Genomic DNA, 15,535 nt, shown 5'->3' with positions numbered 1-15,535 from the left:
GGCATCGGTGACCGACAACGGCGGAATCTTCGGGCCTGGACGACTCATGCCCGACTAACAGTGAATCTCTGACTCAGGTCACTAGGTCGTCTCTTCCGGATCCTGCCGGAGGAGCCGGATCCGGAAGGGGCGGCCCGGTCCTGTCCGGGCACGACGCCTCGGCGCCGTGCCCGGGACCGCCCCGCCGCGGGTCTCAGACCTGCGGCGCGTACGTGCCGAAGCTCCAGATGTTGCCCTCGCCGTCCCGGGCCGTGTAGTCGCGCGAGCCGTAGTCCTGGTCCTTGGGTTCCATCACGATCTCCACCCCGTGCTCGGCGGCCCGCCGGTGGTGGGCGTCCACGTCGTCGACCACGACATAGACCCCCGCGGGGCCGGCGCCGTCCATGGCCTTGTCGAAGCCCCCGCCGGTGCCCTTGCTGCCCAGCATCACCATGCCGTTGCCGTAGGCCAGCTCCGCGTGCACCACCGAGCCGTCCTCACCCTCGTACACCGCGACCTGGCTGAACCCGAAGGCCTCGGTCAGCAGCCGGATGGCCGCCTTCGCGTCGCGGTAGACCAGCGTGGGACAGATGGACGGAACGCCTGCCATGACGATCACTCCCTCTCGTGACGGTGACCCGCGTCACACCAGCATGGCAGGCGGCGCCGACCGTCAGCGGAAGGTGTTGCACTGGGCCATGTCGCCCGTGCGGTAGCCCTGGTAGAACCACTGCTGCCGCTGCTCGGCCGAGCCGTGCGTCCAGGACTCCGGGGTCACCCGGCCCTGGAACCTCTCCTGGATCCGGTCGTCGCCGACCGCGGCCGCCGCGTCCAGCCCGTCCCTGATGTCCTGGTCGGTCAGGTTCGTGATCAGCGGACGCCCCGTGGACTCGTCCGGGGTGCGCGTCGCGTTGTGCGCCCACACCCCCGCGTAGCAGTCGGCCTGCAGCTCGACCTTGACCGCGTTGCTGTTCGCGCCCTGCCGCCCGTCCTGGGAACGCTGGAGCGTGCCCCTCGGCTTCTTCAACGAGCTGCGGACGAAGTTCGGCGCGAGCGGCGGCCCCTTCGCGCAGGCCTACGTCGTCGCGCACGAGTACGGGCACCACATCCAGAACCTGTCCAGATAGACCTGCCGGTCGGGGCAGTAGAAGGGGCCCACCGCGGAGGTGGCCGCCCCGCACGCGGTGTTCACCCGACCGGTGAAGAACACCGTCGACGCCGGGCTGTACTGGCCGCCGCGCCGGGCGAACTCCTGCCTCCAGAAGTCCTGCGTGCTGTTGACCACCGCGACCAGCCGGCAGTCCTCCCGCGCGTTCGCGTCCCGCCCCGTCCTGCACTCCTGCTGCACCTCGTTAACGGAGGACGCGGCCGGCCCCGGCTCCTGGTCCCCGGAGGACAGTCCCAGCTCGTCCGGGCCCACGCCGAAGAGCAGTCCCAGGACGAGCGCGATGATGCCGACGAGTCCGCCGCCGATCGTGGCCCTCCCGCCGGGGACGCGGCTGCCGCGCACATCCTTGACCTCGGAGGTGTCCAGGTTGGCGTCGTCGTCGAACTGCATCCCCGCACCGTCCTCTCGTCGTGGGACCGGGTGGGCCGCGCGGCCGCCCCTGCGGTGAGTATGCCCATTTCCCCCCGGTACGCGCCCCCGGCACTCCCGGGACGCCTGGGCCGAACGGGGGACGCGGCGGAGCGGCTCCCGGCCGTCCGGCGGACCGCCCCGGGCCCGGAAACCAGTTGCACACCCCCGGTAGAATGTCTCCCATGGCAAATCTCCTCGCGGATTAGCGGCGTCGAAGCATCGCGTCCTGCCCCCCTTCCGCCGTCCCGACCCGCCCTGGAGTATTTCCGTGATCACCGCCACCGGCATCGAGCTGCGCGCCGGCGCCCGCATCCTCATCGAGTCCGCTTCCTTCCGCGTCGCCAAGGGCGACCGCATCGGCCTGGTCGGCCGCAACGGAGCGGGCAAGACCACCCTCACCAAGTGCCTCGCGGGCGAGGGACAGCCCGCCGCCGGTTCCATCGCCCGCTCGGGCGAGGTCGGCTACCTCCCGCAGGACCCGCGCACCGGCGACCTCGACGTGTTGGCCCGTGACCGGATCCTGTCCGCGCGCGGTCTCGACGTACTGATCAAGAAGATGCGCGCCAACGAGGAGCGCATCGCCACCGGCGCCGGCGCCACCCGCGAGAAGGCCCTCAAGCAGTACGAGCGCCAGGAGACGGAGTTCCTCACCAAGGGCGGGTACGCCGCCGAGTCCGAGGCCGCCACCATCTCCGCGGCGCTCAGCCTGCCCGACCGGGTGCTCGGCCAGCCGCTGCACACCCTCTCCGGTGGTCAGCGCCGCCGCGTCGAGCTCGCCCGGATCCTCTTCTCGGACGCCGACACCCTGCTCCTCGACGAGCCCACCAACCACCTCGACGCCGACTCCATCGTCTGGCTGCGGGACTACCTGAAGAACTACCGCGGCGGCTTCATCGTGATCTCCCACGATGTCGACCTGGTCGAGACCGTCGTCAACAAGGTCTTCTACCTGGACGCCAACCGCGCCCAGATCGACGTCTACAACATGGGCTGGAAGCTCTACCAGCAGCAGCGCGAGGCCGACGAGAAGCGCCGCAAGCGCGAGCGCCAGAACGCCGAGAAGAAGGCCGCGGCCCTGAACTCGCAGGCCGACAAGATGCGCGCCAAGGCCACCAAGACCGTCGCCGCGCAGAACATGGCCAAGCGTGCCGACCGGCTGCTCGCCGGCCTGGACGCCGTCCGCGTCTCCGACAAGGTCGCCAAGCTGCGCTTCCCGGACCCGGCGCCCTGCGGCAAGACCCCGCTGACCGCCGAGGGCCTCTCCAAGTCCTACGGCTCGCTGGAGATCTTCACCGACGTCGACCTGGCCATCGACAAGGGCTCCCGCGTCGTCATCCTCGGCCTCAACGGCGCCGGCAAGACCACCCTGCTGCGCCTGCTGTCGGGCACCGAGAAGCCCGACACCGGCACCGTCGTCCCCGGTCACGGCCTCAAGCTCGGCTACTACGCCCAGGAGCACGAGACCCTGGACCCGGAGCGGACGGTCCTGGAGAACATGCGCTCCTCCGCGCCCGACCTGGACCTGGTCGCCGTACGCAAGACGCTCGGCTCCTTCCTCTTCTCCGGGGACGACGTGGACAAGCCCGCCGGGGTGCTCTCCGGCGGCGAGAAGACCCGGCTGGCCCTGGCCACGCTGGTCGTCTCTTCTGCGAACGTGCTGCTGCTCGACGAGCCCACGAACAACCTCGACCCGGCCAGCCGCGAGGAGATCCTGGGCGCCCTGCGCACGTACAAGGGCGCGGTCATCCTCGTCACGCACGACGAGGGCGCCGTCGAGGCGCTGGAGCCGGAGCGGATCATCCTGCTCCCGGACGGCGTCGAGGACCTGTGGGGCCCGGACTACCGGGACCTGGTGGCGCTCGCCTGACCCGGAGGGGTCCCGTCCGATCACGGTCCGGGCCTGCGGTGACCCTGATCCAGTTCCTTATGGATCATTCGGCTCAGGGGTGATCCATCATCTGAGTGAGACGGTCTCGTACCGTTGCGCGTCGTTCGACGGCCCCGGCCGCACCCGTGAAGGTGCGCGACCGGGGCCGTTCGCTTTCCGCTGCCCCGCCTCTGACCTGGCGATTCCCGGCGCGGGCGGGGAAGTGTGACGGAAGTCATGCGGCGGAAGAGGAGATTCCGTTCTGCTCGCGTGTCCACGGCTTGAGAAATGCCGCCGTACCGACCTTGCTGAATGGGTGGCCAGGAAGCGTGGGAGGGGTGATCATGAGAAGTCCAGAGCGCACTTCCCATGAGGAGGCACGGGTGGCCGAGACTCTGAAGAAGGGCAGCCGGGTAACCGGCGCCGCGCGCGACAAGCTCGCGGCAGACCTGAAGAAGAAGTACGACTCCGGTGCGAGTATCCGGGCGCTGGCCGAAGAGACCGGCCGGTCCTACGGATTCGTCCACCGGATGCTCAGTGAGTCCGGGGTCTCGCTGCGTGGTCGCGGAGGCGCGACGCGCGGTAAGAAGGCGGCTACGGCCTGATCCCGGTCCCATCGGTTCCAACGCTCCAAGGCTTCACAAGCTCACACGTTCCGACGTTTCCTTCGGTGACCCCCGGTCGGCCCCGTGGTCGACTGGGTGGTTACTGTGCAGTCACTTAGGCCGGGCTTGCGGCCGACTGCACACCGGAGGCATACAGATGGCTCTGCTCGACAAGGACGGCGTACGACTCACCGTCGACGACACGGTCGCCACGGTGACACTGACCAATCCGGCCAAGCGAAATGCCCAATCCCCCGCGCTCTGGCGGGCTTTGGCCGAGGCCGGGAGGTCGTTGCCGGGCACCGTCCGGGTCGTCGTGCTGCGCGGTGAGGGCAAGTCCTTCTCCGCAGGGCTCGACCGGCAGGCGTTCACCCCCGAAGGCTTCGAGGGCGAGCCGTCCTTCCTCGATCTGGCACGTGGCTCGGACGAACTGCTCGATTCCACGATCGCCGAGTACCAGGAGGCGTTCACCTGGTGGAGGCGTAACGACATCATCTCCGTCGCCGCCGTGCAAGGGCACGCGATCGGCGCCGGCTTCCAGCTCGCGCTCGCGTGCGATCTGCGCGTGGTCGCGGACGACGTGCAGTTCGCCATGCGCGAGACCAGCCTGGGTCTGGTCCCCGACCTGGCCGGCACCCAGCCCCTGACCTCCCTGGTCGGCTACGCCCGCGCGCTGGAGATCTGCGCGACGGGCCGCTTCGTGCACGCCGAGGAAGCCGAGCGGGTCGGCCTCGCCAACCTGGTCGTCCCAGCCGACGAGCTCGACGCCGCCGTCCAGGACCTCACCACCGCCCTGCTGGCCCCGCCGCGGGACGCCGTGATCGAGACCAAGGCCCTCCTGCGCACCGCGCACTCCCGCCCGTACGACGACCAGCGCGCCGCCGAGCGGGCCGCCCAGGCCCGCCGTCTGCGCGACCTCGCGGGGCTGTCCGACTGACGTTCCCCGGGCTGCGCCCGCGCGTGCGGGCGCGGCCCCGGCACGGCCGGAGCCGGTGAACCGGATCCCGCCGAGCGGAGTAGTCCCGAGGCGCGAGCGCGGACACGCGCCTAACGTGGTGCGGAGTGAGTCCGATTCCGCACGCGTGAAAGGGCACGCCATGAGCGAATCCGCAGCAGGCCGGGGTGGCTCCCTCAAGGAACCCGGTGACCGGGGGCGCACCAGCATCTCCGACGGCGTGGTCGAGAAGATCGCCGGGCTGGCCGCCCGCGAGGTGGTCGGCGTCCACGCCATGGGCAGCGGCACCGCCCTCTCCCGTACCTTCGGCGCCGTCCGCGAGCGCGTGCCCGGCGGCCAGAAGGCCTCCGTCAGCCGCGGGGTCAAGGCGGAGGTCGGCGAGGTCCAGACCGCCCTCGACCTGGAGATCATCGTCGACTACGGCGTGTCGATCCGCGACGTCGCACGGGCGGTCCGTGAGAACGTCATCTCGGCGGTCGAGCGGATGACCGGCCTGGAAGTCGTCGAGGTCAACATCGCCGTCAGCGACGTCAAGCTTCCGGACGAGCCCGACGAAGAGCCGGAGACCCGTCTCCACTAGCCGAGAGGAGCCGTAATGAACATGGCGATCGCCGGCCTGTTCGCCGGAATGGCCCTGGCGTTCGCCGGGTATTTCGGTGGTTTCGGCGCCTTCCTCCTGGTGGCGGCCCTCGGCGCCCTCGGGTTCGTCCTCGGTCGCTTCGTCGACGGGGACATGGACGCCGGGGACCTGTTCCGCCGCCGCGACGACCGGCGCGGGTGAGGGGCCGATGAGCACCATCCAGCCCCGGGCCACTCCACCCCCGGCCACCCCGCCCCCGGCCACCCCGTCGCGGGTGCCCCCCGCAGACCGCGGATCCACCCTCATCGCCGACCGGGTCGTCGCCAAGATCGCGGCCCAGGCCGCCAGGGAGGCCCTGGCCGCCCCCTCGGGCGCGCCCCCGCACGCCACCGTCACCGTGCACCACGACATCGCACGGGTACGGGTGAGCCTGGAGCTCGACTACCCCTCCGACGTCGCCGCCCAGTGCGCCGCCGTACGCGCCCGGGTGGCCCGGCGCGTCGAGGAGTGCGCGCAGATGACCGTGCCCGAGGTGGACATCGAGGTCGAACACCTGCACTCCGCCCACACCCGGACCGCCGCAGGGCGGGACCGGCGGCTGCGGTGACGGCCCCCGGCCCCGGTCCCGGCCCCGGCCGGGCGCACCGGTTCCGCTCCGCGCGCCGGGTGCCCGCCGCGCTCACCGCCCTGGTCGTGCTGGGGGTGGCGGCCCTGTTCCTGTACGACCTGGCCGCCGTACGGTCGGGCCGGCCCGCCATGGGCTGGCGCGGCGACCTCGCCCACTGGCTGGAGACCGCGACCCCCGCCGACCTGTCGGTCCAGCTGACCGGCGGGGCCCTGGCCGTGGTCGGGGCGGTCCTCCTGCTGCTCGCGCTCACCCCCGGGCTGCGCCGGATCCTGACCATGCGGCCCCCCGGCCAGGGCCCGGCGGTACACGCCGGGCTCGGCCGCAAGGACGCCGCGCAGGTCCTGCGGGACCGGGCCATGGAGGTGCCCGGGGTGCGCTCGGTCCGGGTCAGGATGGGCCGCTCCCACGTGGGGGTGCGGGCCACCTCGCACTTCCGTGAACTGGACGACGTACGGGCCGACCTGGACGCCGTGCTCGCCGTCGGCATCGAGGAACTGGGCCTCGCGCACCCGCCGCGGGCGCGCGTACGGGTCAGGAGGTGAGCGGGATGCTCGGGGTGGTGAACCGGATCCTGCTGGCGGTGGCCGGAGTGGTCCTGCTGGCGGCCGGCGTCGTACTGCTGACGGCTCGGTGGCCGCTGCACGGGCGGCACGCACCGCTGCTGACGGCCGCGACGAGGCACCGGTACTGGTACGCCGACGGCTGGCAGTGGTGGGCGGTGCTCGCCGGGCTCGCGGTGGTCGTGCTGCTGGCCCTGTGGTGGCTGCTGTCCCAGCTGAGGCGCCCACGGCTGCCCGCGATGCTCGTGGACACCGGCGACGGGGCCTTCGCCCTGCTGCGCGGGCGGGCGCTGGAGGAGGCGGTGGCCGCGGAGGCCGGCGCGCTGGACGGGGTCGCCGGCTGCCGGGTCGTGCTGCGCGGGCGGCGCGACTCGCCCGCGCTGCGGGTCGCCCTCGAACTGGAACCCCACGCGGTGCCCGCCGACACGCTGGCCGCCGTCGCGGGCCCGGTCCTGACCCACGCCCGTACCTCGGCGGGCCTCGCCGAACTCCCGACGGAGGCCCGCCTCAAAGTGGCGTCACACCGGGCGCAGCGCGTCACCTAGGCCGTCTCTTTCGGATCTTGCCGGGGCCCGCGGCACCTGGCACCGCACCTGGCCGCGTTGTCGGAGCGCCCAAGTACGTCCAGTACACGGGCGCCCCTCCGCCTTGCCCTGCACGGCACCAGGCACCGCGGGCAAGGCCGACAAGATCCGAAAGAGACGACCTAGCGGCGGCCCACGGCGGCCGGCGCCCCACGGCGGGTCAGAAGCCGTGGCGGGAGCCGCCGTCGACCGGGAGCATGACGCCCGTCAGGTACGAGGCGGCCGGGGACAGCAGGAAGGCCGCCGTGCGGCCGAACTCCTCCGGGGCGCCGTAGCGCCGCAGCGGGATGCGGGACTCGTTCCCGGCGCGGGCCGCGTCGGCGTCGCCGCCGAGCGCGTCGAGCTCCCGCACGCGGTCGGTGTCGATGCGCGCCGGGAGCAGGCCGACCACCCGGATCCCGCGCGGGCCGAGCTCCACCGAGAGCGACTTCGCGAAGCCCGCCAGGCCCGGGCGCAGGCCGTTGGAGATGGTCAGCCCGGGGATCGGCTCGTGGACCGAGCCCGACAGGACGAAGCCGATGACCCCGCCCTCGCCCAGCTCGGCGGCGGCCGCCCGCGCGAGGCGGACCGCGCCCAGGAAGACCGACTCGAAGGCCGCCGACCACTGTTCGTCGGTGTTGTCGGCGGCGGAACCGGGAGCCGGGCCGCCGACGCTGATGAGGATGCCGTCGAAACGGCCGAAGCGCTCGCGCGCGGTGGCGACGAGCCGCCCGGCCACCGCCGGGTCGGAGTTGTCCGCCGCGACACCCACGGCGTTCGGGCCGAGCTCGGCGGCGGCGTCGGCCGCCCGCTTCGCGTCCCGGCCCGTCACGAGGGCCTTCGCGCCGTCGGCGGTCAGTTCCCGGGCGGAGGCGAAGCCGAGGCCGCGCGTGGCCCCGGTGACGATGTAGACACGGTCTTTCAGTCCAAGATCCATGCCGACACGCTACGCCGTCGCGGGCTCCTGTTCGACGGCTTCGCCCTTGGCCGCCGCCTCCTCGCGGTCGCGCTTCTCCCGCCGTACGAGGACCACCCAGCCCACCGGCACCGCGGCCGCGAACAGCCACCACTGGACGGCGTACGCCATGTGGGGGCCGATCGAGTCGTGGTCGGGATCGGCGATGGTCTCGGGGCCCGCCTCGGGGGACGGGCCGGTGAGCTCCAGGTACCCGCCGAGGACCGGCCGGCCCAGGTAATCCGCCTGCTGCGCGCTGTTGATCAGCATGACCTGGCGGTCCGGCAGGCCCTTGCGGTCCTTGATGCCGCTGCCGCCGCTCGTCTCGTCGGCCTTCAGCCGGCCGGTGACGGTGACCTCGCCCGCGGGGGCGGCCGGCACCGGCGGGTAGGCGCGCGGGTCGTCGCCGCCCGGCACCCAGCCCCGGTTGACCAGGACCACCCGGCCGTCGGTAAGGACCAGCGGGGTCAGGACGTGGAAGCCGACCTTGTCGTCGTTGTCGGTGCGCATCCGTACGACGACCTCGTGCGCGGAGTCGTACGTGCCGGTCGCGGTGACCGCACGCCAGAAGTCCGCGCGGGGGACCTTGTGGCCGGGGGAGGTGACCTCGGCCACGGGGACCGGCTCCGCCCGCAGGTTCGCCTCGATCAGCTGGTTCTGCGCGACCCGGTGTTCATGGCGGTGGTACTGCCAGAACCCCAGCTTGATCATCACGGGGATGAGGGCGAGGGTGATGAGGGTGAGGCACACCCACTGCCGGGTCAGCACAAAGCGGTACACGCCCACGACGGTACCCCCAGCGCGGAGGACCCCGGCGGCCGGGTGGCCGTCCGGGGTCACGGGGGTACGGGATCGGGGGAGGGCGGGGGAGTCAGACGCGGTCGACGATGCCCACCTTCCCCTCCTCGCGGGCGCAGTGCGCCCCGCAGAACCACTGCCCCGAGACCTCGACACCCTGCCCGATGATCGAGACCCGGCAGTGCTCACAGACGGGCGCCATGCGGTGGATGGCGCAGGAGAAGCAGTCGAAGACGTGCACGGCGCCCTGCGCGTGCACCTCGAAGGACATGCCGTAATCGTTTCCGCAGACCTCACAACGTGCCATGCGCCGAATGCTGCGCACGGCGGGGGAGCGGAACAAGATCCAGCGGGGTGAGTCGCCGCGCCTGCACCCGCCCGGCGCAACGGCACCTCCCCTCGCGGTGGCCCGGGCTCAGGACTCCGCCGGGGCCACGTCCCGCAGCAACTGGGTGAAGGCGGCCTCGTCGACGACCGGCGTGCCGAAGGACTTCGCCTTGACCGTCTTCGACGTCGCCGAGTCCGGGTCGTTCGTCACGAGGAGGCTGGTGAGCCGCGACACGCTCGTCGCGATGTGCAGACCCGCCTCGACGGCGCGGTCCTCCAGCAGCTCCCGCTCCACCGAGGTGTCACCGGAGAAGGCGATCCGCATGCCCTGCTTCAGCGGCTCGCCGTCCTCGTACCGCCCCGGATTCGGGTGCGGGCACGGCGGCCGCTTGCGCGAGGGCCGCCAGCCGCCGCCCCGGTACGAGGACTGGTACCCCACGCGCGGCGCGGCGGCCGAGTCCGACCACTCCGTCAGCGGCCGGCACTCCAGGAGGGGCAGCCGTACCCCGCCCTGCGCGGCCGCGTGCAGCGACGGGCGGAAGGCCTCCGCCAGCACCCGCGCGTCGTCGAGCGCGTGGTGGGCGCGCTGCTGGACCACGCCGAAGTGCGCGGCGAGCGACTCCAGCTTGTGGTTGGGCAGCGGGAGGTCCAGTTCCTTCGACAGGGCGATGGTGCACAGCCGCTGACGGACCGGCGCGGTCTCGGCGGCCCGTGCGTACTCCCGGGCGATCATCTGCCAGTCGAAGATGGCGTTGTGCGCGACCAGCACCCGGTCCGCGAGGCGGCCGGCGAACTCCTCGGCGATGTCCTTGAAGAGCGGGGCGCCGGCGAGCACCTCGCTCGTCAGCCCGTGGATCCACACCGGTCCCGGGTCCCGCTCCGGGTTGACCAGGGTGTACCAGTGGTCCTCGACATTGCCCTGCGCGTCGAGCCGGTAGACGGCGGCGGAGACTATCCGGTCGTCGCGGGCGAGCCCGGTCGTCTCCACGTCGACGACCGCGTACCCCTGTGGGTAGGCGGTCGGCCACGTCGTCTCTGCGGTCGTACGGTCGTCGAGCATGGTCACAGAGGATATCGGCCCCGACCGACAGCCGTTGCCGCGATGCCTCATCGGCCCGGCTCAGCGCCCCGTTCGCCGGCGCTCACGGGCCGGGCTCGAGCAGGGCCGTCGTCAAAGCGCGTACGGACAGCAGGAACAGGCGTTCCGGGTCGGCCGGGCGGGCCAGGGCGCGGGCGAGGGCCGGGTCGTGGGGGGCCGCGGCCGGGTCCCAGAGCTCGCTCTCGGCCGGGGACTGGGCGGGGGAGCGCTCGCGGTTGCGCTCGACGAGCAGGAAGCCGACGATCTGGAACTGGATCGCGCGCACCGCGTCGGCCGCGCGTGCGCCGCGCAGTCCCGCGGCGTGCACCTCGTGGACGAGCGCCTGCTGCGCGGGCAGGAACATCCGCTCGGTGAGGCCGCGCTCGTGGACCATCGCGATCAGGTGCGGGCGCCCGCGCAGTTCGCGGCGCAGGATCCGGGCCACCGACAGGATGCGGTCGGCGGGGGTGCGGCCGGCGGGCCTGATCGCACCCATCTCCTCCACGGTCCGCCGTACGAGGGCGTCGAGCAGCGATTCGCGGTTGCCGACGTGCCAGTAGATGGACGTCACCGCGGTGCCCAGTTCGGCGGCGAGCCCCCGCATGGTGAGGGCGGCCGGACCGTGCTGCCTGACCAGGGACGCGGCGGCGTCCAGCACCTCGTCGCGGGTCAGCGTTGATCTGGCCATGGTCTGGGGCCACCGATCTGTCGGAGTGTCAGTTCTGGTGCGTGCACGGGTCTTTACCCTTCATCGGCGGCGGTGTAACTGTGTTACAGAACCTGACTCCGCTCAATGACGAGGGATGGGGCGACACATGGCACGCGTACGGTACGGAGCGCGGACCGAGGCCGAGATCGCGGCGTCGCGCGAGAAGAGTTCCAAGCTCCCCGACATCTGGTCCACCGGCGTGGTGGGCGTCTGGGAGAGCGACCCCGACGTCGTGGCGGCGGTCCTCCCGCCGCCCCTCAAGCCGGCCGACCGGCCCCTCGTACGGGCCAGCATCAGCAAGGTCGACCTGCCCGGCTACCCGCTCGGCGCCGGCTCGGTGGCGGTCGCCGCCCAGCACGGCGGGGTCGAGGGCTGGTACCCGCTGGTCATGCCGATGACCCACGAGCGCGCCCTGATCGGCGGCCGCGAGGTCTTCGGCGAGCCGAAGAAGCTGGGCGAGGTCACCGTCGAACGCGACGGCCTCGTCGTCCGGGCCGCCCTCGCCCGGCACGGCATCGCCTTCGTCGAGGTCCGCGGGGCGGTGGACCGCGCGCTGCCGCTGCCCGAGCCCGCCGCCAAGACCGACTTCTACTTCAAGTTCCTTCCGGCGGTGGATGGTTCGGGGTTCGACGCCGATCCGGTGCTCGTCCACGTCACCCGCAACGAGAAGGTCCGCAAGCTGGAGCACATCACCGGGGACATCGTCCTGCGCGAGTCGATGTTCGACCCCGTCGCCGACCTCCCCGTCCGCCGGATCGTGGAGATCACCATCGGCGAGAAGACCACCGACCAGAAGGGCCGGGTCGTCGAACGGGTCAGCGCCCAGGCCCTGCTCCCGTACATCCACCAGCGCTACGACGACCCGATGCAGATCCTCGACGGCCCTCCGGAAGGAAGTGTCTGACATGCGGATCGAACCGGGACAGGTGGCCGTCGTCACCGGAGCCGCCAGTGGCATCGGCCTCGCGATGGCCCGTCGCTTCGCCGCCGAGGGGCTCAAGGTGGTCCTCGCCGACGTGGAGGAGGGCGCCCTGCGCAAGGCCGCCGACGAGCTCACCGCCGACGGGGCGCAGGTGCTCGCACGGCTCGTCGACGTCAGCGACCGCGACTCCGTGCTCGCGCTGGCCGACGCGACGTACGAGACCTTCGGCGCCGTGCACGTGCTGTGCAACAACGCCGGTGTCGGCTCCGGCGCCGAGGGCCGGATGTGGGAGCACGAGCCCAACGACTGGAAATGGGCCTTCTCCGTCAACGTGTGGGGCGTCTTCCACGGCATCCAGGCCTTCGTCCCCCGCATGATCGCGGGCGGCGCGCCCGGCCACGTCGTCAACACCTCCTCCGGCGACGGCGGCATCGCCCCCCTGCCCACCGCCTCCGTCTACGCCGTCACCAAGGCGGCCGTGGTCACCATGACCGAGTCGCTCTACGCCCACCTCAAGGCGGAGGGCGCCGCCGTCGGGGCCTCCGTCCTCTTCCCCGGACCGCACATGCTGCGCACCGGCCTGTGGGAGTCGCACCGCAACCGGCCCGAGCGGTACGCGAAGGAGCGGCCGCGCAAGTCCCCGTACCGCAGCCTCGACCAGTACGAGGCCGCGATGAGGAAGGCCGGCCACGAGGTGGAGTTCACCCCCGTCGAGGAGGTCGCCGAGCACGTCCTCGAGGGCCTGCGCGCCGACCGCTTCTGGATGCTCCCGGCCGGCGGGCACAGCGACCGCCAGATCCGGGCCCGGTCGCAGTCGATGCTCGACCGTGCCAACCCCGCCTACCTGGAAAGCTTCATCCTCGACTGAGGGGCGTTCGTCGTGAGTGACATCGTGAGTGACACACCCTGTGAAGACCCGTACCTGATCATCTCCTCCGACTGCCACGCGGGCCTGCCCACGGAGCAGTACCGGCCCTACCTCGACTCCCGCTTCCACTCCCGGTTCGACGAGTTCCTCGGCGAGCGCGACGCCCGCCGCGCGGAGGCCACCCGACTCGGCGTCCGCAACGAGGCCTTCGCCGAGAAGTGGTTCCGTGACCACGAGGAGGGCCTGCGGGGCGGCTGGGACACCGGGCAGCGGCTGAAGGAACTCGACGGCGACGGCGTGGCCGCCGAGGTCGTCTTCCCCGACGCGGACGCCGTCGACAGCCAGACCGCGGCCCCCTTCGGCGTGGGCCTCGGCCTCTCCGGCGACCAGGACCCCGAGCTGGGCATGGCGGGCGCGCAGGCCCACAACCGCTGGCTTGCGGAGTTCGTCTCGGAAAACCCCGAGCGGCACTGCGGGGTCGCCCTGCTCCCCATCACGGGCGAACCGTCGAAGGTCGTCGCCGAGATCCACCGGGCCAAGGAGTCCGGGCTGGGCGCGCTGATGATCCCGGCCATGTGGGTGGACAAGGCGCCCTACCACGACCGCCGCTACGACCCCGTATGGGCGGCGGCGGCCGAGACGCGGATGCCGATCGTCACCCACTCCGGGTCCTCGCCGCGCCACGAGTACGGCGACCACCTGGGGATCTTCGTCTCCGAGGTCACCTGGTGGCCGGCCCGCCCGCTGTGGTTCCTGCTCTGGTCGGGGGTCTTCGAGCGCCACCCGGGCCTCAGGTTCGGCGTGGCGGAATCCGGCTGCTGGTGGCTGCCGAACCAGCTGTGGTTCATGGACCGCCTCTACCTCGGCGCGCACGGCGGCAAGAAGCTCTCCCCGTTCGAGGAGCTGAAGCGGCCGCCGAGCGAGTACCTGGACCGCCAGGTGTTCGTCTGCGCGACCAACACCAAACGGCGCGAGCTGGCCCAGCGCTACGAGATCGGCGTGGACAACATCCTGTGGGGCTCGGACTTCCCGCACCCCGAGGGCACGTGGCCGGACACCCGGAACTGGCTGAAGAAGACCTTCCACGACATCCCGGTGGACGAGACCCGCCGGATGCTCGGCCTCGCCGCGGCCGAGGTCTTCGGCTTCGACACGGAGAAGCTCGCGCCCGTCGCCCGCCGGATCGGCCCCACCCCGGCCGAGCTGGGCCAGTCCCCGGACCAGGCGGCGGTGGCGGCCTCCTGGGCCCGCTCCCGCGAGACCGGCCGCCACTGGCTGACCGGCGGCGACTTCCCGGTCCTGGGGGTCTCGTGATGACGGACGGCCAGGACCGCTACACGGTCATCTCGGCGGACTGCCACGCGGGCGCCGACCTGCTGGACTACAAGCCGTACCTGGAGGAGCGGTACCACGACGACTTCGACGCCTGGGCCGCCGGCTACGTGAACCCGTACGAGGACCTCCTCGCGGACACGGCGGACCGCAACTGGAACTCCGCGCGGCGCCTCGCGGAACTGGAGGCGGACGGCATCGTCGCCGAGGTCGTCTTCCCCAACACCATCCCGCCGTTCTTCCCCAAGGCCTCGCTGATGGCGCAGCCGCCGACGGCCGCCGAGTACGAGATGCGCTGGGCCGGGCTCCAGGCGCACAACCGCTGGCTGGCGGACTTCTGCGCGGACGCGCCGGGCCGGCGCGCGGGCGTGGCGCAGATCCTCCTCAACGACGTGGACGCGGCGGTGAAGGAGATCCGCCGCACGAAGGAGGCGGGCCTCACGGGCGGCATCCTGCTGCCCGGCGTCCCGCCCGGCTCCCCGGTCCCGGAGCTGTACTCGGCCGCGTACGACCCCATCTGGGCGGTCTGCGACGAGCTGGACGTCCCGGTCAACCACCACGGCGGCTCGGCGTCCCCGCCGCTGGGCGACGAACCGGCCGCCCGCGCGGTCTTCATGGTGGAGACCACGTGGTTCTCGCACCGCGCCCTGTGGCACCTCGTCTTCGGCGGCGCCTTCCGCCGCCACCCGGGCCTCAAACTGGTCCTGACGGAGCAGGGGTCCGGCTGGATCCCGGGCGTGCTGGAGATGCTGGACTACTACCACGGCCGCCTGGTCGCGGCCTCGGCCACGGCGGAGGCCAAGTTCGGGGCGGGGCTCGCCGAGTCGATGGGCAGCGGGCCGAGCGAGGTCTGGCGGGAGAACTGCTTCGTGGGGGCCAGTTTCATGCGCCCCCACGAGGTCCCGCTCCGGGACCGGATCGGCCTCGACAAGATCATGTGGGGCAGCGACTACCCGCACGACGAGGGCACCACCCCCTTCTCCCGCGAAGGCCTCCGCATCGCCTACGCGGGCCTCCCGCGGGAGGAGGTCGCGGCGATGGCCGGCGGCAACGCGGCCCGCGTCTACGGCTTCGACCTCGCCCTGCTGGACGCGCTGGCGGCCAAGCACGGACCGACGGTCGCAGAGATCGCCGAACCGTTGACGGCCGTGCCCCCGCAGGCCACGAGCCCGGCCTTCGCCCGCGGCGGCTCGGTCCGCGTCTGGTGACCCCGGCTCCCGCCGTGGCGGC

General features: G+C 72.3%; 18 protein-coding genes and 1 pseudogene. 12 read left to right on the top strand and 7 right to left on the bottom strand.

The window, feature by feature from the left end:
- Positions 1 to 193 precede the first annotated feature (193 nt).
- Both ACFYP3_RS31050 and ACFYP3_RS31045 read right to left on the bottom strand, forming a co-directional pair.
- Positions 194 to 589, bottom strand: coding sequence for a VOC family protein (locus ACFYP3_RS31050; protein ID WP_388839745.1), 396 nt, complete (start codon positions 587 to 589; stop codon positions 194 to 196).
- 66 nt (positions 590 to 655) lie between these two features.
- A pseudogene (locus ACFYP3_RS31045) lies at positions 656 to 1,537 on the bottom strand (neutral zinc metallopeptidase); the annotation flags it as partial.
- Between the two features lie 289 nt (positions 1,538 to 1,826).
- Between ACFYP3_RS31045 and ACFYP3_RS31040 the strand changes: the two are divergent.
- From ACFYP3_RS31040 to amaP, 8 genes are all read left to right on the top strand, one after another.
- Positions 1,827 to 3,425: an ABC-F family ATP-binding cassette domain-containing protein gene (locus tag ACFYP3_RS31040; protein WP_361757235.1), complete on the top strand. Its 1,599-nt coding sequence runs from the start codon at positions 1,827 to 1,829 to the stop codon at positions 3,423 to 3,425.
- Positions 3,426 to 3,808: 383 nt separating this feature from the next.
- Complete coding sequence (locus ACFYP3_RS31035; RefSeq protein WP_030010789.1) at positions 3,809 to 4,030, top strand: helix-turn-helix domain-containing protein; 222 nt, start codon at positions 3,809 to 3,811, stop codon at positions 4,028 to 4,030.
- A 157-nt stretch (positions 4,031 to 4,187) separates the two neighbouring features.
- Positions 4,188 to 4,967, top strand: coding sequence for an enoyl-CoA hydratase/isomerase family protein (locus ACFYP3_RS31030; protein ID WP_388839741.1), 780 nt, complete (start codon positions 4,188 to 4,190; stop codon positions 4,965 to 4,967).
- Between the two features lie 160 nt (positions 4,968 to 5,127).
- Positions 5,128 to 5,565: an Asp23/Gls24 family envelope stress response protein gene (locus ACFYP3_RS31025; RefSeq protein ID WP_388839739.1), complete on the top strand. Its 438-nt coding sequence runs from the start codon at positions 5,128 to 5,130 to the stop codon at positions 5,563 to 5,565.
- A 15-nt stretch (positions 5,566 to 5,580) separates the two neighbouring features.
- Positions 5,581 to 5,766, top strand: coding sequence for a hypothetical protein (locus ACFYP3_RS31020; protein WP_388839736.1), 186 nt, complete (start codon positions 5,581 to 5,583; stop codon positions 5,764 to 5,766).
- 7 nt (positions 5,767 to 5,773) lie between these two features.
- The gene (locus ACFYP3_RS31015; protein ID WP_388839733.1) at positions 5,774 to 6,172 is read left to right on the top strand and encodes a hypothetical protein; all 399 of its coding nucleotides are present in this window, start codon (positions 5,774 to 5,776) and stop codon (positions 6,170 to 6,172) included.
- A complete protein-coding gene (locus tag ACFYP3_RS31010) occupies positions 6,073 to 6,735 on the top strand; it encodes a DUF6286 domain-containing protein (RefSeq protein ID WP_388839730.1) in 663 nt (220 codons plus the stop codon). The genes ACFYP3_RS31015 and ACFYP3_RS31010 overlap by 100 nt, the downstream gene beginning before the upstream one ends.
- Before the next feature lie 5 nt (positions 6,736 to 6,740).
- The gene (gene amaP / locus ACFYP3_RS31005; protein ID WP_388839727.1) at positions 6,741 to 7,298 is read left to right on the top strand and encodes an alkaline shock response membrane anchor protein AmaP; all 558 of its coding nucleotides are present in this window, start codon (positions 6,741 to 6,743) and stop codon (positions 7,296 to 7,298) included.
- Positions 7,299 to 7,497: 199 nt separating this feature from the next.
- Here amaP and ACFYP3_RS31000 read toward each other — a convergent pair whose 3' ends face one another.
- From ACFYP3_RS31000 to ACFYP3_RS30980, 5 genes are all read right to left on the bottom strand, one after another.
- Positions 7,498 to 8,253, bottom strand: a complete 756-nt coding sequence (locus ACFYP3_RS31000) for an SDR family oxidoreductase (protein ID WP_388839724.1) — start codon at positions 8,251 to 8,253, stop codon at positions 7,498 to 7,500.
- A 9-nt stretch (positions 8,254 to 8,262) separates the two neighbouring features.
- Positions 8,263 to 9,051 (bottom strand): SURF1 family protein, encoded by a 789-nt coding sequence (locus tag ACFYP3_RS30995; protein WP_388839721.1) that lies wholly within the window; start codon positions 9,049 to 9,051, stop codon positions 8,263 to 8,265.
- Between the two features lie 91 nt (positions 9,052 to 9,142).
- Positions 9,143 to 9,376, bottom strand: coding sequence for a hypothetical protein (locus ACFYP3_RS30990; protein WP_388839718.1), 234 nt, complete (start codon positions 9,374 to 9,376; stop codon positions 9,143 to 9,145).
- Between the two features lie 108 nt (positions 9,377 to 9,484).
- On the bottom strand, positions 9,485 to 10,462 hold the full coding sequence (locus ACFYP3_RS30985; protein WP_388839715.1) for a DEDDh family exonuclease: 978 nt from the start codon (positions 10,460 to 10,462) through the stop codon (positions 9,485 to 9,487).
- Between the two features lie 76 nt (positions 10,463 to 10,538).
- Entirely contained in the window at positions 10,539 to 11,162 is a 624-nt protein-coding gene (locus ACFYP3_RS30980; RefSeq protein ID WP_388839712.1) for a TetR/AcrR family transcriptional regulator, read from the bottom strand.
- Between the two features lie 127 nt (positions 11,163 to 11,289).
- Here ACFYP3_RS30980 and ACFYP3_RS30975 point away from each other — a divergent pair, with 127 nt between their 5' ends.
- The 4 genes from ACFYP3_RS30975 to ACFYP3_RS30960 are packed head-to-tail and all read left to right on the top strand — an operon-like array spanning position 11,290 to position 15,513.
- Positions 11,290 to 12,087, top strand: coding sequence for an acetoacetate decarboxylase family protein (locus tag ACFYP3_RS30975; RefSeq protein ID WP_388839709.1), 798 nt, complete (start codon positions 11,290 to 11,292; stop codon positions 12,085 to 12,087).
- A gap of 1 nt (position 12,088) precedes the next feature.
- Positions 12,089 to 12,973, top strand: coding sequence for an SDR family NAD(P)-dependent oxidoreductase (locus tag ACFYP3_RS30970; RefSeq protein WP_388839706.1), 885 nt, complete (start codon positions 12,089 to 12,091; stop codon positions 12,971 to 12,973).
- Positions 12,974 to 12,985: 12 nt separating this feature from the next.
- Positions 12,986 to 14,287: an amidohydrolase family protein gene (locus ACFYP3_RS30965; protein ID WP_388839703.1), complete on the top strand. Its 1,302-nt coding sequence runs from the start codon at positions 12,986 to 12,988 to the stop codon at positions 14,285 to 14,287.
- Positions 14,287 to 15,513, top strand: a complete 1,227-nt coding sequence (locus ACFYP3_RS30960) for an amidohydrolase family protein (protein ID WP_388839701.1) — start codon at positions 14,287 to 14,289, stop codon at positions 15,511 to 15,513. The genes ACFYP3_RS30965 and ACFYP3_RS30960 overlap by 1 nt, the downstream gene beginning before the upstream one ends.
- The last annotated feature ends 22 nt before the right edge of the window (positions 15,514 to 15,535 follow it).

The organism is Streptomyces sp. NPDC005533, from assembly GCF_042871845.1.
GTDB lineage: Bacteria > Actinomycetota > Actinomycetes > Streptomycetales > Streptomycetaceae > Streptomyces.
This window is presented reverse-complemented; position numbering and strand designations above follow the sequence as displayed.

What these genes read in the sequence shown, in the direction of transcription:
- ACFYP3_RS31050 (WP_388839745.1), bottom strand. Translation starts at nt 589, where the DNA reads ATGGCAGGCGTTCCGTCCATCTGTCCCACGCTGGTCTACCGCGACGCG.
- ACFYP3_RS31030 (WP_388839741.1), top strand. Translation starts at nt 4,188, where the DNA reads ATGGCTCTGCTCGACAAGGACGGCGTACGACTCACCGTCGACGACACG.
- ACFYP3_RS31025 (WP_388839739.1), top strand. Translation starts at nt 5,128, where the DNA reads ATGAGCGAATCCGCAGCAGGCCGGGGTGGCTCCCTCAAGGAACCCGGT.
- ACFYP3_RS31020 (WP_388839736.1), top strand. Translation starts at nt 5,581, where the DNA reads ATGAACATGGCGATCGCCGGCCTGTTCGCCGGAATGGCCCTGGCGTTC.
- ACFYP3_RS31015 (WP_388839733.1), top strand. Translation starts at nt 5,774, where the DNA reads ATGAGCACCATCCAGCCCCGGGCCACTCCACCCCCGGCCACCCCGCCC.
- amaP (WP_388839727.1), top strand. Translation starts at nt 6,741, where the DNA reads ATGCTCGGGGTGGTGAACCGGATCCTGCTGGCGGTGGCCGGAGTGGTC.
- ACFYP3_RS31000 (WP_388839724.1), bottom strand. Translation starts at nt 8,253, where the DNA reads ATGGATCTTGGACTGAAAGACCGTGTCTACATCGTCACCGGGGCCACG.
- ACFYP3_RS30990 (WP_388839718.1), bottom strand. Translation starts at nt 9,376, where the DNA reads ATGGCACGTTGTGAGGTCTGCGGAAACGATTACGGCATGTCCTTCGAG.
- ACFYP3_RS30980 (WP_388839712.1), bottom strand. Translation starts at nt 11,162, where the DNA reads ATGGCCAGATCAACGCTGACCCGCGACGAGGTGCTGGACGCCGCCGCG.
- ACFYP3_RS30975 (WP_388839709.1), top strand. Translation starts at nt 11,290, where the DNA reads ATGGCACGCGTACGGTACGGAGCGCGGACCGAGGCCGAGATCGCGGCG.
- ACFYP3_RS30970 (WP_388839706.1), top strand. Translation starts at nt 12,089, where the DNA reads ATGCGGATCGAACCGGGACAGGTGGCCGTCGTCACCGGAGCCGCCAGT.
- ACFYP3_RS30960 (WP_388839701.1), top strand. Translation starts at nt 14,287, where the DNA reads ATGACGGACGGCCAGGACCGCTACACGGTCATCTCGGCGGACTGCCAC.